Consider the following 19,032-nt stretch of genomic DNA (forward strand, 5'->3'; position numbering starts at 1 on the left):
GAGGCCCCGCGACTAAGGTGATCGAGGTGGCTGAGCTCGAGGAGTTGCCGGTCTTCGTCTACCACCCGGACCCGGTGGGAACGGGCTCGATCAAGGCGTCGGAGCAGGCGTGCGACAACTGCTCACAGCGGCGCGGCCTCGTCTACACCGGCCCGGTGTACTGCGAGGAGGAGGTGGCGGCACTCTGCCCCTGGTGCATCGCCGACGGCAGCGCGGCCGAGCGGTTCGACGCCACCTACTGTGACGTTCTCGGACCCCCGGAGATCGACGGCACGGTGGTGGACGCGATCGCCAGGCGCACCCCGGGTTTCTCCGGGTGGCAGCAGGAGCGATGGTTGTTCCACTGCGGCGACGGCGCGGCGTTCCTGGGCCCGGCGGGCGCGCGTGAGCTGCGCGGAGACGAACCGGCGCTGTCATCGTTGCGGGCCGAGCTCGGCGCGCACCGCTGGACCGACGACCAGATCGACGGCTATCTGGCGGCCCTCGACCGCAGCGGCCGGCCGACGGCGTACCTCTTCGAGTGCCGCTCGTGCGGCGCCCACCTCGCGTACTCCGACTTCACCTAGGCGAGCGCCGCGACGACCTGCCTGGTGGCCTCGGCGATCAGCGGCTCCTTCGGCGGGGTGCCGTACCCGGATCGGTCGGACATGACGGCCAGTACGAGCGGGGCGGTGTGGGGCGGCCAGACGATGGCGACGTCGTTGGCCCGGCCGTAGTCGCCGGTGCCGGTCTTGTCGGCCACTTTCCAGCCCTTGGGGAGGCCGGCGCGGATGCGCGTGGCGCCCGTGGTGTTGCGTTCGAGCCAGTCACCGATCAGGGTGCACCGGTCGGCGGTCAGCGCGTCGCCGAGCACGAGTGCGCGGTAGTCGGCGGCGATCGCCCGTGGCGTGGTGGTGTCGCGCGGGTCGTGGGGCGGGATCCGGTTCAACTTCGGCTCGTAGTCGTCCATGCGGCTGACGGTGTCGCCGAGTTCCCGCAGGTAGGCGGTCAGCCGTGCGGGGCCGCCGAGGTCGCGCACGAGCAGATTGCCGGCCGTTCCGTCGCTGTGGCGGATGGCCGCGTCGCACAGCTGCCTGATGGTCATCCCGGTCGCGACGTGGTGCTGGGTGATCGGCGAGATGGAGTCGACGTCGGCCCTGGTGTAGGTGACGCGCTCGTCCAGGTGGCTGAGCGGGTTGCGGTGCAGGACGGCCGCCGCGGCGAGCGTCTTGAAGGTGGAGCAGAACGCGAAGCGCTCGTCGGCCCGGTAGGCCACGACGGCACCCGTGCCGGTCGCCAGGGCGTACACGCCCAGCCGGGCGTCGTGCCGGCGTTCGAGCGCGGCGAACCGCGAGAGGTCCGGCGCGCCGCGACCCGGCGACGGGGACGACGGCCGGGCGGTCGAGCGACGATCCGCGCCGCACCCCGCGAGCGGCAGGAGAGCCGCGGACACCAGAAGCGCGCGGCGATTGGTGCTCTGAACTGCTGCGATATGCGTGCTCATATTAATGCTCAATCGATTCCAATATTGGACACAATCGGTGGAGCTCTGATCTTCTCTCATGCATGCGCACTGGCTCACCACGATCTCGAACGGCGCTCGGCGCCGCGGGACTCGCCCTTTCCGCCCTTGTCGCCGTCACCGGCTGCGGTGACGCAACCGCCCAGAAGGCCGTGCCGCGGAGCGCCACAGCGTCGCTCCGCGCGCCCGCGACCTCGCCCGCGTCGTCCCAGGCGGAGGTCGGCCGGCGGCTCCACGGGCTCGAACAGCGGCATCACGGACGGATCGGCGCGTACGCGATCGACACCGGGACGGGCCGGGTCCTGAGCTACCGGTCCGGTGAGCTGTTCCCGGAGGCGTCGACGTACAAGGCCATGGTGACCGGGGCCGTGCTCCAGAAGGCGCGCCGGTCCGACCCCGGGCTGATGGACCGGGTCGTCCACTACACCCGCGACGACGTGGTGGCCAACTCGCCCGTCACCGAGCAGCACGTGGACACCGGCATGACCGTGGCCGACCTGTGCGACGCGGCGATCACCGTGAGCGACAACACGGCGGCCAACCTGCTGCTCAAGCAGGTCGGTGGGCCGTCCGGGCTCACCGCGTACTATCGTTCGCTCGGTGACCCGGTCAGCCGGCTCGACCGCTGGGAGACCGACCTCAACATCTGGCGGCCCGGAGAGAAGCGCGACACCACCATGCCCTCCGTCTACGCCCGCGACCTGCGGGCGCTCACGCTGGGCAACGCGCTCGCGCCCGCCGACCGCACCCGTCTGGTCGGCTGGATGAAGGCCAACACGACCGGGAACGCGCGCATCCGGGCCGGGCTGCCGAAGGGCTGGACCGTCGCCGACAAGACCGGGACCGGTTCGACGTACGGCGCCACGAACGACATCGCGGTCGCCTGGCCGCCTTCCGGCGCTCCGGTGGTCATGGTGATCCTCACCAACAGCCGGGCCGCGGACGGTGCCACCGACGAGAAGGCCGTCGCCGAGACCGCGACCGTACTCGCCCACGGGCTCGGCCGGGCCGGTTAGATCTCGATGCCATCCGGCGGCCCGGCCGTCTCCGTCGCGTCCCGCCCGGCCGGCACGCCGCCTCCGGCCGGGCGGGACGCCGCCGACCGCCGGGCGATCGCCGTAGGCGTGGGCGTGCAGGTCGTCTCGGCGCTCGGCTACTACGCGGTGATGGGGCACCTCGTCGCCCATCTGCGGCACGACGTGGGCCTGCTCGCCGGGACGATCGGCCTGGCGCTCGGCACCCGGTTCCTCGTTCAGTCCGCGCTGCAGCCGCCGCTGGGGGCGCTGATCGACGTGCTCGGGGCGCCCCGGACCGGGGCGCTCGCCTGCGCGCTCCGCGTCGCGAGCTTCGCGCTGCTGGCGACGACGGACGGGCCGGTCGGCCTGTTCGGCGCGGCCTGCCTGCTCGGCGCGGGCGGCGCACTGTTCGTACCGGCCGTACAGGCCATCATCGCCGGGACGTCCCCCGCGCGCCGACCGGCCGGTTTCGCCGCCTACCTGATCAGTGGCCAGGTCACCGCCATCGTGGCGCCGCTCGTCGGACTCGCCGTCCTGAGAGACGGCGGCTTCGGACCTCTCGCCGCCGGCGGAGCCGGGTGCTGGGCGATCGCCGGCGGCCTGTTCCTGTACGTGGGCGGACGCCGCGGTCCTGGGGCGGATCGGGTCCCGGCCGGAGCTCGTACGGCGACGTTCCGGGGCATGGCGGCCGTCGTTCGCGACCGGGCGTTCCTCCGGTTCGCCGGGGCGACCGCCGCCAGCATCCTGCTCGCCGGGGAGACGACGACGGTCGTGCCGCTCAAGGGTTTCGGGTCGAACTGGACGACCGTGTTCTTCTGCGTCGCCGCCGCGGCCACGGCGGCCGTGCAGCCGTGGTGCGCCGCCGGGAGCCGCGCCGACCGCCCACGAGTCCTCCAGACGGGACTGCTGCTGATGGGCGCGTGCTACCTGGCGCTCCTTCCGCTGGAGGGGAACGGCGACGTGCCGCAGGTCGCCGGCCTGGTGGCGGCCGCCGCTCTGGCCGGAGCCGGGCAGGGCCTCATGCAGTCCTCGGTCTTTCAGTCCATCGCCCGGTACGCGCCGCCCGAACGGATCGGCGCCTACCTCGGGGTGTCCTCGTTCGTCTCCGGCATGGTCGTGTTCGCGGGCGATCCCGCGGTCGGGTCTCTCTTCGACATCGGGCCCGCGGGGGCGGCCACCGCGCTGGCCGCGCTCGCCGTCCTCGGGCCGCTGTCGGCGGCGGCCTGCGCCCGGCCTCTCATCCGTGTCGGACCAGCGGAGATAACGAATTAACTATCGAACCCGTGCATCGATATGATCGGCGGTCGTGAACCTGGTGGGGCATCTGAACTGCTTCGTCGTGGTCGCGGAAGAACTGCACTTCGGCCGCGCGGCGGAGCGTCTGGGCATCGCCCAGCCGCCGTTGAGCCAGCGGATCCAGCGGCTGGAGAAGGAACTCGGGGTCCGGCTGTTCGACCGGTCGAGCCGGAAGGTGGAGCTCACCGCGCCGGGGCGGCTGCTGCTGGAAGAGGCCCGTGAGATCCTCGTCCGCGTGGACCGCGTCTACTCCGTCGCCGAGCGGGCGCGCCTCGGCGAGGTCGGCGCGGTACGCGCGGGCCTGCCGAGCGATCTGGGCGGCCCGATCGTCGCCGCGCTGATCGCCGCGTTCCGCGAGCAACGCCCGGACCTGCGGCTCGAACTGCGCGAGACCGGGACGGCCGAGCAGATCCGTGCCCTGGGCGAGGGCGCGCTCGACGCCGGCATCGTCCGGCACCCCTGCGACACCCGCGACCTCGAACTCGGCCCGATGCTCGGCCAGCCGGTCGGCGTCCTCCTGCCCGCGTCCTCGCGCCTCGCCGCCTCCGCCGAGGTCCACCTCGCCGACCTGGCAGGGCACGACCTGGCGGTGTTCCCGCGCGACGAGGCGCCCGGGGCGTACGACGAGTTGCTGGCCACCTGCCGCCGCCACGGGTACGCGCCGCCCGCCGTACACCAGGCGCGGCATCCGCAGTTCGCGCTGGGTCTCGTCCTGGCGGGGACGGCCGTGGCACTGGTGCCGCGCACCGAGGACGCCGCCGGGGCGACCTGGCGCCCGCTGCTCGGCGAGCCGATCACCTGGCGAACGTCCTGTGTGTGGCGGCCCTCCCGCGACCCCGACCAGGCCCGCGCCATCGCCGACTTCACCGCCGTCGCGACCGCCGTACTGCGCCGGGAGGCGGGCATGGCCCCACTCGACGCCGCCCCCGCCCGCCGCGTCGTCCAGCGCCCGGCCTCGGGGTTCCTCGCATGAGCGCGCCCGGCGAGCTGCGAACGGACGTGCATGCGCGAATCGAGGCGGCGTTCCGCGACGCCGGGGTGACCGGTTTCCTGCATGCCACCGACATCGACACCGGACGGCAGGTGGCGGTCCACGCCGACGAACCGGTCGTGCTCGCGTCCGTCTTCAAGGTGCCGCTGCTCGTCGCCTTCCACCGGCAGGCCGCCGAGGGCCTGCTCGACCCGACCGAACCCGTCACCCTGCCTCCCGGGGATCGCACGACCGGACCGACCGGCGTGTCCGTACTGCTGGACGAGGTCCGCATGTCCCTGCGCGACCTCGCCTGCTTCATGATCACCGTGAGCGACAACACCGCCGCCGACGTCGTACTGGACCGGGTCGGGCTGGAGGCCGTCAACGCGACCGCCGCCGACCTCGGCCTGCCCGGCACGGCCGTGGACGGCAGCGGCCGCGACCTGCTCGACAGCCTGTTCACCGACGCCCGCGCGAGCACGTTCGGCGAGGTCTGGGCCCGGCTGGACGAACCCGGCATGCTCGACCGCCTGCGCGCCCTCGACCCGCTCCGCACCAGCCACAGCACACCCCGCGACATGACCCGGCTGCTGGGCCTGATCTGGCGCGACGAGGCCGCCCCACCCGCCGAGTGCGCGGCCATGCGCCGCCTGCTGGGCCTCCAGGTCTGGCCGCACCGGCTGTCGTCCGGCTTCCCGTACGACGACGTGGTGGTCAGCGGCAAGACGGGGACGCTGCTGACGATCCGCAACGAGATCGGCGTGGTCGAGTACCCCGACGGCGGCCGCTACGCCGTGGCCGTGTTCACCCGCTCCCTCCTGCCGATCGCCGTCCTCCCACAGGCCGACGCCGTCATCGGCACCGCCGCCCGACTCGCCGTCGAATGGCTCCGCCGCCCGTAGCCCGTGATCGGGCGCGAGCGATCATCTGCACGCTTGACGAATCTCTCGCCAGGCCCGCGGGCGGGCATGGTACGCCGATGACCCGCGGTCCTGGGCGACGCGGACGGCTGACGTTCGATCGGGCAGGGCGGGCCGCACCGCCGCGGGTCAGCGCTTGGGCTTGCCCTCGCTCAGCTCCGTGACCGCCTGGGCGACGCGACGCTCACGGGTCTCCGCCTTCTTGGCCTGTTCGATCCAGGTCACGTACGCCTTCTTGCGCGACGGGGACAGGCCCTCGAAGCAACGTTCGGCCTCCGCGTCGCCGTGCAAAGCCTTGGCGAGATCGTCTGGTACGGCCACCTCACGCGGAGAGTCGTCGGGTTCGATGTCCACGTCCACCTCGTCACCGGCGTTCACCCCGGCGGCCTCGCGGTTCTCCGCGCTGAGCGGGATCTTGGCCACTCCCCGCATCGTCCCGACGGTGCTGGAATAGGTGTGACCTTTTATGGTGACCTTCACGGGCGGGCGTTTGCCGCCTCCGAGCGCCTCCATGACTTCGGCCGGAACGTTGATGCCGGTAGCGGTCTTGCCGTCCAGTTGTACCGTCGCACGGAACCTCATGCCGAGATTATGCAACAGTGGCGAGTCCCGGATCGCTCTGCTTGGGTCGAGACGGGGGACAGGCGGTCTCCGGACGGCGGAGGTGCACTGGGATGACCGTCGAGGACTTCGGGCGCTGGAGCGGCCTTGCCAATGGGCATTGACGACTCCGACACCCACGTCGAGGCCGTCGAGAAGAAGCGGACCGCCCCGCAGCGGCGACGCAGCCGGACCGGCCGGGCGTCGACGGCTACCCCTCCCGTGCCGACAGCCGAAAAGGCGCCGCGGCCGCCAACGACGCCATTGCCGCCTCGGACCGCGAGGACGGACGAAAGGGCATCGTCGGCGATGGACCGTCGGACGATATCGCCCGCGTCGCCGACCACGATGACGGCGAGGCAGAGCGAGGTATCCTCGCGAGCCTCAAGCGTGCCTTCACTTCTGAGCGGGTCGACGACGGCGAGGAACCGGCCGAAGTGGTGGACCGGCCGGACTTCCAGGACCCGCGGGAAGATCCGCGGTTGGTTCCCGACCGCTACGACACTCCCCTGGAGCGCACGGACGGAACCCGTACTCCGCTGTCCCGCGGCGAGCCCACGCGAGAACAGACCAAGCAGGGTGATCTCGGCGACTGCGGGATCATCGCGACGCTCGGCGCCGTCGCCGGCCATCGGCCTGAGGCGATACGCGACTGCGTACGGGAGACCGACGACGGCAACTACGAGGTACGGCTGCACGAGGCCCGATATTCGATGTCGCGCATGCGACCTTGGAATAGCCATGGCACCATCTGAAATGTTTTTGAAACACGGCAGGCAGCGGAATACGTCCATTGGCAGCTTCGGCGTTTTCAACGCCGCCATGCTTCCCGATGGATCTCATGTCGGTGACACCTTCCAGGTCAGCGACCAAACATGGAAACTGGACCGCGTCGAAGGCCTGGGAAGCCGTGACTGGACGGTCGTGCTGACCAAGGTGGAATAGGCCCGCCCTGTCTCCGACCGCCTTACGGACGCCGATCAAGTTTCGAAATATTTCGATACGTTCGCCGGCTTGCAACAGGTCACGGATCGATCTAGGGGCAAGGGAGAGAAGAGGCGACCCGTACGGGCGCCGAGGTACATACCGCCAACGGGCCTCGGCGACGGCTGACCGCCCGCGCACCCACTGGCGCGCCCACCCATCCCCCCGTGCCTCATGGCCTCGGGTGATACCTGCCCAGACCGTACGCCGCCCGGCTTTCATCCGCTTTCACAGCCACCGCCGTTCCGCCGGCGCCGTATTCGGCAGGTCATGGCCATGCGGGTGAACGACGTCACGAGACAACCGAAAGATTTCGAAATCTATCGTTGACGCGATGTCGTATAGGGCGCACACTCGCCCCAGCGATCGGCACTTCTCGCCACGCGAGAGTCGCCGCCGGCGGTTCTCGCGGCGGGTTCACGGCCTGGCTCCCCGCCAGCGTTCACGAGGAGGAAGCACGCACATGAACGACAGTCGCGCCTACCCCAGGAAGGGCCGCGGACGCGGTGGCATCAGGCTGCTCGCCCACGCGGTCTGCGCCGTGGCGCTGGTCGTGGCCGGGGCGCTCATGCCCGGCACGGCCAACGCCGACACGGTCATCTCCAGCAACCAGACCGGTACCAACAACGGCTACTTCTACTCGTTCTGGACCGACGGCGGCGGGTCGAGTTCCATGACCCTCGGGTCCGGCGGCAACTACGGCACTTCATGGAGCAACGTCGGGAACTTCGTCGCCGGCAAGGGCTGGAATCCCGGCGCACGCAGGACCGTGACCTACTCCGGCAGCTTCAACACATCGGGCAACGCCTACCTGTCCCTGTACGGATGGACGACGAACCCGCTCGTGGAGTACTACATCGTCGACAACTGGGGCAACTACCGGCCCACGGGCACGTACAAGGGCACGGTGACCACCGACGGCGGCACCTACGACATCTACGAGACGACCCGCTACAACGCCCCCTCGATCATCGGCACCGCGACGTTCAACCAGTACTGGAGCGTCCGGCAGTCCAAGCGAACGGGCGGGACCATCACGACCGGCAACCACTTCGACGCGTGGTCCCGCTACGGCATGAACCTGGGCACCTTCAACTACCAGATCCTCGCGACCGAGGGCTACCAGAGCAGCGGCAACTCCAACATCACTCTGGACTCCTCGAGCGGCGGCGGCGGCGGTGGCGGTGGTGGTGGCGGCGGCTGCACCGCGACGCTCTCCGCGGGCCAGCAGTGGAGCGACCGCTACAACCTCAACGTCGCCGTCTCCGGCTCCAGCAACTGGACCGTCACCATGAACGTCCCCTCCCCCGAAAAGATCATCGCCACCTGGAACACCAGTCCAAGCTGGGACTCCAGCGGTCAGGTGATGACCGCCAGACCGAACGGCAACGGCAACAACTGGGGCGTCACCATCCAGACCAACGGCACCTGGACCTGGCCGACGGTCTCCTGCACCGCGAGCTGAGAAGGACCTGCTCACCATGCGCACCGAACGGAAGAGACGCTCCTTCCTCCCGATACTGGCCGTCGCCGCGATGGCCGTCGCGAGCCTCGTCGGCTTGGGCCTGAACGCCGCACCCGCACACGCCGCCACGTGCACCGGGTACGTCGGGCTCACCTTCGACGACGGCCCGTCCAACGACCACACCCCGGCCCTGCTCAACGCGCTCAGGCAGAACGGGCTGCGGGCCACGTTGTTCAACGAGGGCCAGTACGCCGCCGCGTACCCGGCCCAGGTCCAGGCCGAGGTCAACGCCGGCATGTGGGTCGGCAACCACAGTTACACCCACCCGCACCTGATCCAGGAGACCCAGGCGCAGATCGACTCGGAGGTCTCCCGGACCCAGCAGGCCATCGCGAGCGCGGGCGGCGGCACGCCGAAGCTGTTCCGCCCGCCGTACGGCGAGACCAACGGGACACTCCAGTCGGTCGAGGCCAAATACGGCCTCACCCAGGTCATCTGGGACGTCGACTCGCAGGACTGGAACGGCGCCAGTGTCGACGCGATCGTGCAGGCGAACGCCCGGCTCACCAACGGTCAGATCATCCTCATGCACGAGTGGCCCGCCAACACGCTCGCCGCGATCCCGCGCATCGCGCAGACGTTGGCGAGTCGCGGCCTGTGCGCCGGAATGATCTCCCCGCAGACCGGCCGCGCCGTGGCCCCCGACGGCGGTGGCGGCGGCGGCGGCGGTGGCGGTGCCTGCACCGCGACGCTCTCGGCCGGCCAGCAGTGGAGCGACCGCTACAACCTCAACGTCGCCGTCTCCGGCGCCGGCAACTGGACCGTCACCATGAACGTTCCCTCCCCCGAAAAGATCATCGCCACCTGGAACATCAGCCCGACCTGGGACTCCAGCGGTCAGGTGATGACCGCCAGACCGAACGGCAACGGCAACAACTGGGGCGTCACCATCCAGACCAACGGCACCTGGACCTGGCCGACGGTCTCCTGCACCGCGAGCTGACGAGAACCGTGAGGGCCGCTCCACGAAAAGGAGCGGCCCTCACGGACGAGCTCACGACCAGGCGAGCATCCTCATCGGGTCCTCCAGCATGGCGCCGACGTCGCGCAGGACGGCCGAGCCCAGCTCGCCGTCCACGATGCGGTGGTCGAACGACAGCGCCAGCGTCGTCACCTTGCGGATCTTGATCTCGCCCTCGTGGACCCACGGGATGTCCCGTATCTGGCCGAAGGCGAGGATGGCCGACTCTCCCGGGGTCAGGATCGGGGTGCCCGCGTCGACGCCGAAGACGCCCACGTTGGTGATCGTCATCGTGCCGTCGGACAGGTCGGCCGGTGTCGACTTGCCCGCGCGGGCCGTCGCGGCGAGGTCGCCCAGCGCCCTGGCCAGATCCGGCAGCGACAGGTCCTGGGCGTCCTTGATCTTCGGGACGACCAGGCCGCGGTCGGTGGCCGCGGCGATGCCGAGGTTCACGTAGTGCTTGACCACGATCTCCTGGGCCGCCTCGTCCCACATCGAGTTGATCATCGGGTGCCGGCGGGCCGCCAGCAGGAGCGCCTTGGCGACCAGCAGCAGCGGTGAGACCTTGACGCCCTCGAAGTCGGGCAGGTCGCGCAGCCGCCGGACCGCGTTCATCGTCTCGGTGACGTCGATCTGGAGCCACTCGGTGACGTGCGGCGCGGTGAACGCCGACTGCACCATCGCCGCCGCGGTGTGCTTGCGGACGCCGCGCACCGGGATGCGCTCCTCCCGCTCCCCGGCCGAGCGCGCCGGCGCGACGGCCGGAGCCGAGGAGGCCGCCTGCTGGATGTCGTCCCGCGTGATCGACCCCTGCGGCCCGGTGCCGGTGATCGCGGCGAGGTCGACGCCGAGGTCCTTGGCGAGCTTGCGCACCGGCGGCTTCGCCAGCACCGCGACCCGCGACCCGCCGCCGTTCGGCGACGGAGCGGCCGTCGGCCGTACGGCAGGAGCCGCGGCGTCGGGCCTCTTGCGCGCCCGCCGCGTCGTCGTGCCCGGCTTCACCCCGTACCCGACCAGCACCGGCACGCGCTTCTGCTGCTGCGGCGCGGTCGGGTCGACCTTCGGGGCGATGCTGCCCACCGTGCCCGGCTCCTGAGCGCTCTCCGGCGGCGGCGCGGTCACCTGGTTCGCGGTCTCGGCGGGCGCCGAGCCGCCGACGTCGACCGTGATGATCGGCACGCCGACGTCGACCGTCGTGCCCTCGGACACGAGGAGCTCGGTGACCGTTCCCTCGTACGGGCACGGCAGCTCGACCACGGCCTTGGCCGTCTCGATCTCCAGGATGGTCTGGTTGACCTCGACCGTGTCGCCGGGCTGGACGTGCCACTTGACGATGTCGGCCTCGGTGAGCCCCTCACCGACGTCCGGCAGCTTGAACTGCTTCAGCTCACCCATGCGTCACCATTCGAAGGTCCGGTCGACGGCGTCGAGGACGCGGTCGAGGTCGGGCAGGTAGTGGTCCTCCAGGCGCGACGGGGGGTACGGCGTGGAGAAGCCGCCGACCCGCAGCACCGGGGACTCCAGGTGGTAGAAGCACTTCTCGGTGATCCGAGCGGCCAGCTCCGCGCCGTACCCGTTGAAGACCGGCGCCTCGTGCACGACCACGCACCGGCCCGTACGGCGGACCGAGTCCATCACGGTCGACTCGTCGAGCGGGTTCAGCGAGCGGATGTCGACGACCTCGATCGAGCGTTCCTCGTCGGCCTGCGCCGCCTCGAGGCAGGTCTTGACCATCGGCCCGTACGCGAGCAGCGTCACGTCGGTGCCCTCGCGGGCGACGACCGCCGACTCGAACGACGCCGCCGCCGACAGGTCCAGCTCGACCGGCGCCTTGTCCCAGTAGCGCCGCTTCGGCTCGAAGAAGATCACCGGGTCCGGGCAGGCGATGGCCTGCTGGATCATGGTGTACGCGTCGGAGGGGTTGGAGCAGGCGACGACGCGCAGGCCACCGGTGTGGGTGAAGTACGCCTCGGGGGACTCGCTGTGGTGCTCGACCGCGCCGATGCCACCGCCGAACGGGATGCGGATCACGACCGGCAGCTCCAGCGTGCCGAGGGAGCGCATGCGCATCTTGGCGAGCTGGGAGGTGATCTGGTTGAAGGCGGGGAACACGAAGCCGTCGAACTGGATCTCGCACACCGGCCGGTAGCCGCGCAGCGCGAGGCCGATGGCGGTGCCGACGATGCCCGACTCCGCGAGGGGCGTGTCGATCACGCGTGCCTCGCCGAAGTCCTTCTGCAGGCCGTCGGTGACCCGGAAGACGCCGCCGAGCTTGCCGACGTCCTCGCCCATGACCAGGACCTTGGGGTCGTTCTCCATGGCCTTGCGCAGGCCTTCGTTCATGGCACGGGAAAGAGACAGGGTCTCGGTGCTCAACGTCGAGCTCCCCTCATGCCGGACCGGTGAAGTGCGCCGTCGCGCTTCATCTGGTCACCTCCTCGAAGGAACCAAGATAGGACGTGAACTGATCACGCTCGCCGGCCAGCAGCGAGTGGTCCGTCGCGTAGACGTTCTCCCAGATCGCCGTCGCCTCGGGGTCGGGCAGTTCGAGACAGCGTCTGCGCACGTCGGAGCCGATCTTTTTGGCCTCGTCGTCGATCGACTCGAAGAAGTCCTTGTCGGCCATCTGGTTCTTGACGAGATAGGCCTTGACGCGCTCGATCGGGTCCTTGAGCTTCCAGGCCTCCAGCTCGGCCTCGAGCCGGTAGCGCGTCGGGTCGTCCGTCGTCGTGTGCGCGCCCATGCGGTACGTGAACGCCTCGATCAGCGTCGGGCCCTGGCCGCTGCGCGCGTTGTCCAGCGCCTTGCGCGTCACCGCGAGCACGGCGAAGACGTCGTTGCCGTCGACCCGGATGCCGGGGAAGCCGAAACCCTCCGCGCGCCGGTACAGCGGGATCCGCGACTGCCGCTCCAGCGGCTCGGAGATCGCCCACTGGTTGTTCTGGCAGAAGAACACGACCGGGGCGTTCTGCGCGGCGGACCAGACGAACGACTCGTTGACGTCGCCCTCGCTCGTCGCGCCGTCGCCGAAGTAGACGATCGCCGCGTCGTCGCCGCCGTCCCGCTGGATGCCCATGGCGTACCCGGCGGCGTGCAGGCTCTGGCTGCCGATGACGATCGTGTAGAGGTGGAAGTTGTGCTCCCTGGGGTCCCAGCCCGAGTGGTTGACCCCGCGGAACAGGCCCAGCACGCTCACCGGATCGACGTCGCGGCACCAGGCCACCCCGTGCTCCCGGTAGCTCGGGAACGCCATGTCGGTCGGCCGCAGCGCGCGCCCGGAACCGATCTGCGCGGCCTCCTGGCCGAGCAGTGACGCCCACACGCCCAGCTCACCCTGCCGGGTCAGCGCCAGCGCCTCCTGGTCCAGCCGCCGCACGATCACCAGATCGCGGTAGAGGCTCTTGATCTCATCGGCGGTGAGCTCCACGTCGTATTCGGGATGTTCGACGCGCTCGCCCTCGGGGGTGAGCAGCTGAACGAGTTCGGGTGGGGCGGATGGGGATTGTGCACCGGTGCTCGGGGGCGCACCGCGCGCGGCGTCGATGGTCACGTGGCCACTCCTCGTGCGTTCAGGGCCGGTCCGCGGGATCACCGCGTCCGGCCTGGTTACGCGCCGCCCATCCCGCGGATCTCGGCGAGTACGGGCGCCGTATCACCGTCATCGTGGCAGACACCTCCAAGTGGGGCGCAAGCCACGACGGCTACGGGAAACGTACCCGGAACGTTGTGCCGTGCCACCAACGCCATCGCGGGTAGGGATTCGCTAGGGGAGGTTCGCCATGACTCTCTTCGAGCTCCCGGGCATGTTGATCGACGGCGGGTGGCGGCCGGCCGGGGAGAAGGGGACGGCGGAGGTCCGGTCCCCGTACGACGGGTCCCTCGTGGCGCGGGTGCCGGCGGCCGGAGCCGGCGACGTCGACCAGGCCGTGGCGGCGGCCCGTACGGCCCTGGCCCGCGACGACTTCCCGCGCACCGACCGGATCCGGGTGCTGGAGCAGACCGCCGCCGCGCTGAACGACCGGCTGGAGCACTTCGCCCGCGCCATCGCGTGCGAGGCGGCCAAGCCGATCACGACCGCGCGCGGGGAGGCCCGGCGGGCGGTGGAGACCTTCGCGTTCTCGGCCGCCGAGGCGCGGCGGCTCGCCGGCGAGGTGGTGCCCATGGACGCCTCCACGGCCGGGATCGGCAAGCTCGGCTTCACGCTGCGGGTACCGGTCGGCGTGGTCGCGGCGATCTCACCGTTCAACTTCCCGCTGAACCTCGTGGCGCACAAGGTCGCACCGGCGATCGCCGCGGGCTGCCCGGTCGTGCTGAAACCCGCCTCGCAGACGCCGGTGTCGGCGCTGCTGCTCGCCGAGCTGCTGGACGGCCTCGGCGTGCCGCCGGGTTGGCTCGGCGTGGTCACCGGCTCCGGTTCGGTCGTCGGCGACGCGCTGGCCGCCCACGACGATGTCGCGTACGTCACGTTCACGGGGTCGGCCTCGGTGGGCTGGGCGCTCGTGGCGAGGGCGCCGCGCAAGAAGGTACGGCTGGAGCTGGGGTCGAACTCCCCGCTGATCGTGGAGACGGACGGCGACTGGGCGCGGGCCGCGCGGAAGGCGCGGACGGCCGGGTTCTCCCACGCGGGGCAGTCGTGCATCTCCACGCAGCGGATCTACGTGCACGAGGACGTCGCGGACGAGTTCACCGCGGCACTCGTCCACGGCGTGGAGAGCCTGCGGCTCGGCGACCCGCTGGACGAGCACACCGAGGTGTCCGCGCTGATCAGCAGGGACGACACGGCACGCGTCATCGAGTGGATCGAGGAGGCGGTCGCCGCGGGCGCGAAGGTGCTGTGCGGCGGCGACGTCACCGCGGACGGCCTGCTGCGCCCGGCGGTGGTCGAGGACGCGCCGCCGACCGTACGCCTCCAGCGCGAGGAGGTCTTCGGGCCGGTCGTGACGCTCACGCGCTACCGGTCCTTCGATGAGGCGCTGGCGCTCGCGAACGACGCCCGGTACGGCCTGCAGGCGGGCGTGTTCACGTCCGACCTCGGCAAGGCGCTGAGAGCCGCCCGCACGCTGCGGTTCGGCGGCGTACTGATCAACGAGGTGCCCACGGCACGCGTGGACCAGCAGCCGTACGGCGGCGTGCGCGACTCCGGCAACACCCGCGAGGGCCCGGCGTACGCGATCCGGGAGATGACGGAGGTACGCCTCATTTCGCTGGAGCCCTGAACCGCCGGCGGAGCCTCGAACGGCGACCCCACGCTCGCGGCGACATCCCCTACCGGAGACCCATCGCCGGATTAGTCTCGGAGGCATGGGCAGGACCGCGTACGGCGTCGTGCTTGTCGCCCTTCTCTCGGCGGTGGGGTGCGGCTCCGGTACGGCCCGGCCCCACGGCCCCTCGCCCACCCCGCCGGGCAAGGCCGTGCCGGCGGCGTCCTGGCCGACCTACCACGGCGGGAACGACCGGGCCGGCTGGGTGGCGGCCTTCCCCGATCCTCGACGGCCGACGACCGCCTGGAGCGCGAAACTCGACGGTGCGGTGTACGGCCAGCCGATCGTCGCGGGCGGAACGGCCTACGTCGGCACCGAGAACGACACGGTCTACGCGCTCGACCCGGCCACCGGGCGGCAGCGCTGGAAGCGGCACCTGGCGACCCCGATGCCGCTGTCGCGCCTGCCGTGCGGCAACATCGACCCGCTCGGGATCACCGGCACGCCCGCGTACGACGCGGCCACCCGCACGGTGTTCGTCGCCACCGAGAGCACCGGCGCCCGCCACACCCTCGTCGCGCTGAACGCCGGCGACGGCGGCATCCGCTTCCGCGAGAACCTCGACGTCGCCCCCGGCCGGGACCCGAAGGCCGAGCAGCAGCGCGGCGCGCTGGCGGTCGCGGGCGGCCGTGTGTACGTGCCGTTCGGCGGCCTCGACGGCGACTGCGGCGACTACGTCGGCTACGTCACCGCGTCGCGTACGAACGGGACAGGCAAGGTCTCGTCGTACGCCATCCCGACCAGCCGGGAGGGCGGCATGTGGGCGCCGTCCGGGCCGGCCGTCGACGCGGCCGGCGACGTGTACGTGGCCAGCGGGAACGGCGCCAGTCTCGGCGGCCCGTACGACGGCAGCGACTCCGTCGTGCGCCTGTCGCCCGACCTGAGCCGCCGCATCGGCTACTTCGCGCCGAAGAACTGGGGCGAGGAGAACAGCGAGGACCAGGACCTCGGTTCGACCGGCCCGCTGCTGCTGCCCGGCGGGAAGGCGCTGATCGCCGGCAAGACGGGCGACGTCTACCTGCTCGACACGGCGAACCTCGGCGGCATCGGACGGCAGCGCGCGTCGCTGCCCGGCTGCGTGTCGTTCGGCGGCATGGCGCGGGCCGGTTCGTCGGCGTTCCTGCCCTGCCAGAACGGCGTGCAGCGCATCGACGTCTCCGGCGACACGCTGCACCGCGTGTGGACCGCCTCGTCCTCCATCGTGGGCTCACCGGTCGTCGGCGGGAACACGGTGTGGACCCTGGACGCGAAGGCCGGCGTGCTGCACGCGCTGGCGCGGTCGACCGGCCGCCCGGTCGCGTCGGTGAACGTCGGGCCGGCCAGCCGGTTCGCCTCCCCGACCCTCGCCGGATCACTCGTCCTCGTCCCCACGATGAACGGAGTCGTCGCGGTACGAGCGCGCTAGTCGCGTCGCAGCACCCGGGTGGCGCCGGCCGCGACGGTCAGGCCGAGGAGGAAGCCCGCCGCCACCAGCGCGTCGGCGATCCACAGGTAGACGCCGTGCGGCGCGAACTCGCTCTCCTGCCCGAGCGAGCCGACCGGCAGGAGCAGGTCGAGCGTGTACAGGAACGGGTTGAACTCGGTGTTGTGCCCCGGTTCGGTGATCTTCGGGTGGTGCTGGAAGATCACTGTCCCGAACGCCAGGAGCGCCACGAGCCAGGCGCCGGCCAGGAACGGCCGGTAGCCGTAGCCGACCGTCCAGTCCTGGACGTACCCCCACACTCGCAGCGGCACGGTCTGGGTGGAGCGGCGGCGGCGCTGCTTGGCGAGCAGCACGAGCCGGCGCTCGCCGTCGTGCCCGAGCGTGCGGTAGGTCTCGGCGAGCCGCTCGTACGGCTGGGGCACGTACCCGTCGCCGTCGCGCTCCAGCCACTTCAGGCGTTCGCCCGCGGTCAGCGGCGGGTCGATCGTGTCGTACGTGAGGCCGTCGAGGGTGTAGCGCGGGGCCCAGGACAGCGGGTCGTCGCGGAGCAGCTTGATGCGGGCGTACCGCATGTCGACCGTGCCGGCGATGGGCTCGGCCGGGCGCAGCAGCACCTCCTCCGCCTGGAGCCGCTGGAGGCTGAGCGCGACGCCGGCGGGGTTCTTCATCCGGCCGCCGCGCAGGCTGAGCAGGCCGCCGACCCGCGCGCCGGACAGGCTGACCGCTCCCTCGGCGCGGAACCCGTCCGAGCAGTAGATGTCGGTCTCGATGCTCAGGTCGTCGCAGTTCAGCGCCGTACGGCCCGGGTGGCTGATGGACGCGCCGACCAGGGAGAGGTAGCCGCCGATCCGCCCGCCGCGCAGCCGGATCTCCCCCTCGGCGGAGAACCCGCCGTCGCAGAAGACGTTCGCCGCGACGGAGAGCCGGCTCGCGTACAGCGCCTGGCCCTTGGGGTTGCGCAGCCGCGCGCCGCGGAAGATCAGCTGGCCGCCGACCTGCGCGCCCGGCAGGCGCACCTCGCCCTCGACGGTGAAACCCTGGTCGCAGTAGACGTTGTTGTCCACGACCAGCCGGTCGGCGAGCAGCGGCGCGTCGCCGGTCGGGTGGGACAGGTGCGCGGCGGTGAGGTTGAGGATGCCGGTGATGCGGCAGCTGTCCAGCCAGACGCCGCCGTAGATGTGGCTGCCCTCCAGCCACAGGTGGCCGTCGATGCGGGCCCCGGAGGCGACCAGGCCCGGCAGCCGGCAGCGCATGAGGTGGACGCTGCGCAGCTGCGCCCAGTACAGGTGCGGCGCGTCCGTGAGCTGGCAGGCGGTCAGCGCGAGCGGGACGGTCACGTGGGCGTGGCCGAGGTTGAGCGTGCCGGTGATGCGCGCTCCGGTCAGGCGCACCGCCGCGACGTGTCCCGGCTCGTCCTCCTGGGCTCCGAGGAGCAGGGAGGAGATCACCTCGGCGCGGACGGTGCGCTCGGGCCCCCAGGCGTTCGTGCTGTCGAAGTCGTGGTCACCGCCGGACAGGTCGACCGGCTCGCCGCGCGGGAACGCCTCCCAGAGGAGACGTTCCGGTTCGGTCAGCTCATCGATCTGCATCAACCGTGACTCCGGAGGCAGGGGGGATTGTGGTGAACCATCCATGTATAGCGCCTCACACCGACGTAACGGGGTCCAGGCGCCGTGCCGTACGCTTCGGTGCCGTACGAAATCCGCAGATCAGGGAGGGGCAGTCGTGGCACGCTTCGTCGTCGAGGTGATGCTCAAGCCGGAAATTCTCGATTCCCAGGGTCAGGCCGTGGCGCGCGCGCTGCCCCGGCTGGGATTCGAAGGCGTGACCGGCGTGCGGCAGGGCAAGCGGTTCGAGATCGAGTTGGAGGGGCCGGCGGACGAGGCCGCCACCGAACGTGTCCGCAAGATGGCGGAGACGCTTCTGGCCAACCCCGTCATCGAAACGTTCGAACTCCGCGCGGAATAGTGGCCCAAAGATAGTCGGGGACGCGATTACGGCAGTTTCTCGTGGGGAAGCCTTACCAACGTTCGAAGATTTTCGACGGAGACGGGGCGAGTCCCATGTCACGGGGTAAGGACAGCGACACGAGGTGGCCGGTAGACATGAAGTTCTCACTCGACCTTCCGCGTGAGACCCTCAGCGTGCCGGTCATCAGGCGGATCCTGGGTGACACGCTGCGCGGACTCGGTGTGTCGGAGGCGTGCGTCGCCGACATCCTCGTCGCCATCTCGGAGGCGTGCACCAATGTGGTTCAGCACGCGGACGAGACGTCCCGTTATGAAGTGATCGCCGGAATCGACGGCGGCGAGTGCGTACTCAAGATCGTCGACCGGGGGCAGGGTTTCACGGGGGAAACCGAGAAAAACGTCCATCCCGACTCCGAGTCCGGGCGCGGAATAACGATCATGAAGGCGCTCGTCGACGACGTCAGCTTCGACAGCCGTCCCGACAGCGGCACGGTCGTCTACCTCCAGAAGCGTCTCAGCTGGCAGGACGAGTCCCACGCGCGGCACCCGCACCCCGAACTGCTGAAAACCGCAGGCTAGGGCCCGGATAAACTGGTGGGCGT

Annotated in this window: 19 protein-coding genes; 13 read left to right on the forward strand and 6 right to left on the reverse strand. The window is 70.9% G+C overall.

From position 1 onward, the window contains the following. Nucleotides 1-26: 26 nt before the first annotated feature. Complete coding sequence (locus ACQEV1_RS51055; RefSeq protein ID WP_433405361.1) at nucleotides 27-566, forward strand: CbrC family protein; 540 nt, start codon at nucleotides 27-29, stop codon at nucleotides 564-566. Here the strand turns inward: ACQEV1_RS51055 and bla (ACQEV1_RS51060) are convergent. Next, nucleotides 563-1,483 (reverse strand): class A beta-lactamase, encoded by a 921-nt coding sequence (bla, locus tag ACQEV1_RS51060; protein WP_433405364.1) that lies wholly within the window; start codon nucleotides 1,481-1,483, stop codon nucleotides 563-565. The genes ACQEV1_RS51055 and bla (ACQEV1_RS51060) overlap by 4 nt on opposite strands. Before the next feature lie 62 nt (nucleotides 1,484-1,545). On the opposite strand from bla (ACQEV1_RS51060), the gene bla (ACQEV1_RS51065) reads away from it, so the two are divergent. From bla (ACQEV1_RS51065) to ACQEV1_RS51080, 4 genes are read left to right on the forward strand one after another with little or no spacing between them, the layout of a single operon-like run. Further along, nucleotides 1,546-2,517, forward strand: a complete 972-nt coding sequence (bla, locus tag ACQEV1_RS51065; protein ID WP_433405367.1) for a class A beta-lactamase — start codon at nucleotides 1,546-1,548, stop codon at nucleotides 2,515-2,517. 6 nt (nucleotides 2,518-2,523) lie between these two features. Next, nucleotides 2,524-3,789, forward strand: coding sequence for an MFS transporter (locus tag ACQEV1_RS51070; RefSeq protein ID WP_433405370.1), 1,266 nt, complete (start codon nucleotides 2,524-2,526; stop codon nucleotides 3,787-3,789). 34 nt (nucleotides 3,790-3,823) lie between these two features. After that, nucleotides 3,824-4,786 carry a LysR family transcriptional regulator gene (locus tag ACQEV1_RS51075; RefSeq protein ID WP_285629536.1) on the forward strand — a complete coding sequence of 321 codons (963 nt, stop codon included), beginning with the start codon at nucleotides 3,824-3,826 and terminating at the stop codon, nucleotides 4,784-4,786. Then, nucleotides 4,783-5,688, forward strand: coding sequence for a serine hydrolase (locus ACQEV1_RS51080; protein WP_285629535.1), 906 nt, complete (start codon nucleotides 4,783-4,785; stop codon nucleotides 5,686-5,688). The genes ACQEV1_RS51075 and ACQEV1_RS51080 overlap by 4 nt, the downstream gene beginning before the upstream one ends. 147 nt (nucleotides 5,689-5,835) lie before the next feature. Here the strand turns inward: ACQEV1_RS51080 and ACQEV1_RS51085 are convergent, their stop codons facing one another. Then, complete coding sequence (locus ACQEV1_RS51085; RefSeq protein ID WP_433405374.1) at nucleotides 5,836-6,288, reverse strand: YdeI/OmpD-associated family protein; 453 nt, start codon at nucleotides 6,286-6,288, stop codon at nucleotides 5,836-5,838. A gap of 455 nt (nucleotides 6,289-6,743) precedes the next feature. Between ACQEV1_RS51085 and ACQEV1_RS51090 the strand changes: the two genes are divergently transcribed. The 4 genes from ACQEV1_RS51090 to ACQEV1_RS51105 all read left to right on the forward strand — a co-directional run bounded on the left by ACQEV1_RS51090 (nucleotide 6,744) and on the right by ACQEV1_RS51105 (nucleotide 9,758). Continuing rightward, complete coding sequence (locus tag ACQEV1_RS51090; protein WP_433405376.1) at nucleotides 6,744-7,061, forward strand: hypothetical protein; 318 nt, start codon at nucleotides 6,744-6,746, stop codon at nucleotides 7,059-7,061. Further along, nucleotides 7,048-7,251 (forward strand): DUF6406 domain-containing protein, encoded by a 204-nt coding sequence (locus ACQEV1_RS51095; protein WP_285629532.1) that lies wholly within the window; start codon nucleotides 7,048-7,050, stop codon nucleotides 7,249-7,251. Before ACQEV1_RS51090 ends, ACQEV1_RS51095 begins: the two co-directional genes overlap by 14 nt. Nucleotides 7,252-7,753: 502 nt before the next feature. Next, nucleotides 7,754-8,755 (forward strand): glycoside hydrolase family 11 protein, encoded by a 1,002-nt coding sequence (locus ACQEV1_RS51100; RefSeq protein ID WP_433405379.1) that lies wholly within the window; start codon nucleotides 7,754-7,756, stop codon nucleotides 8,753-8,755. Between the two features lie 16 nt (nucleotides 8,756-8,771). Further along, entirely contained in the window at nucleotides 8,772-9,758 is a 987-nt protein-coding gene (locus ACQEV1_RS51105) for a polysaccharide deacetylase family protein (RefSeq protein ID WP_433405382.1), read from the forward strand. 51 nt (nucleotides 9,759-9,809) lie between these two features. On the opposite strand, the gene ACQEV1_RS51110 is transcribed toward ACQEV1_RS51105, so the two are convergent. The 3 genes from ACQEV1_RS51110 to pdhA are packed head-to-tail and all read right to left on the reverse strand — an operon-like array spanning nucleotide 9,810 to nucleotide 13,326. Further along, entirely contained in the window at nucleotides 9,810-11,171 is a 1,362-nt protein-coding gene (locus ACQEV1_RS51110; protein WP_433405385.1) for a dihydrolipoamide acetyltransferase family protein, read from the reverse strand. A gap of 3 nt (nucleotides 11,172-11,174) precedes the next feature. Then, the gene (locus ACQEV1_RS51115) at nucleotides 11,175-12,152 is read right to left on the reverse strand and encodes an alpha-ketoacid dehydrogenase subunit beta (protein ID WP_285629528.1); all 978 of its coding nucleotides are present in this window, start codon (nucleotides 12,150-12,152) and stop codon (nucleotides 11,175-11,177) included. Nucleotides 12,153-12,198: 46 nt separating this feature from the next. Next, entirely contained in the window at nucleotides 12,199-13,326 is a 1,128-nt protein-coding gene (pdhA, locus tag ACQEV1_RS51120) for a pyruvate dehydrogenase (acetyl-transferring) E1 component subunit alpha (RefSeq protein WP_433405387.1), read from the reverse strand. Nucleotides 13,327-13,555: 229 nt separating this feature from the next. Between pdhA and ACQEV1_RS51125 the strand changes: the two genes are divergently transcribed. Next, nucleotides 13,556-14,992, forward strand: coding sequence for an aldehyde dehydrogenase family protein (locus tag ACQEV1_RS51125; protein WP_433405389.1), 1,437 nt, complete (start codon nucleotides 13,556-13,558; stop codon nucleotides 14,990-14,992). Between the two features lie 85 nt (nucleotides 14,993-15,077). Further along, on the forward strand, nucleotides 15,078-16,442 hold the full coding sequence (locus tag ACQEV1_RS51130) for a PQQ-binding-like beta-propeller repeat protein (protein ID WP_433405392.1): 1,365 nt from the start codon (nucleotides 15,078-15,080) through the stop codon (nucleotides 16,440-16,442). Here the strand turns inward: ACQEV1_RS51130 and ACQEV1_RS51135 are convergent. After that, the gene (locus ACQEV1_RS51135; protein ID WP_285582224.1) at nucleotides 16,439-18,049 is read right to left on the reverse strand and encodes a hypothetical protein; all 1,611 of its coding nucleotides are present in this window, start codon (nucleotides 18,047-18,049) and stop codon (nucleotides 16,439-16,441) included. The genes ACQEV1_RS51130 and ACQEV1_RS51135 overlap by 4 nt on opposite strands. 136 nt (nucleotides 18,050-18,185) lie before the next feature. On the opposite strand from ACQEV1_RS51135, the gene purS reads away from it, so the two are divergent. Further along, the gene (gene purS, locus ACQEV1_RS51140; RefSeq protein ID WP_285582223.1) at nucleotides 18,186-18,428 is read left to right on the forward strand and encodes a phosphoribosylformylglycinamidine synthase subunit PurS; all 243 of its coding nucleotides are present in this window, start codon (nucleotides 18,186-18,188) and stop codon (nucleotides 18,426-18,428) included. A 137-nt stretch (nucleotides 18,429-18,565) separates the two neighbouring features. After that, complete coding sequence (locus tag ACQEV1_RS51145) at nucleotides 18,566-19,009, forward strand: ATP-binding protein (RefSeq protein WP_285629525.1); 444 nt, start codon at nucleotides 18,566-18,568, stop codon at nucleotides 19,007-19,009. Nucleotides 19,010-19,032 lie beyond the last annotated feature (23 nt).

It is taken from the genome of Actinoallomurus sp. CA-142502 (genome assembly GCF_050936355.1).
Lineage (GTDB): Bacteria > Actinomycetota > Actinomycetes > Streptosporangiales > Streptosporangiaceae > Actinoallomurus > Actinoallomurus iriomotensis.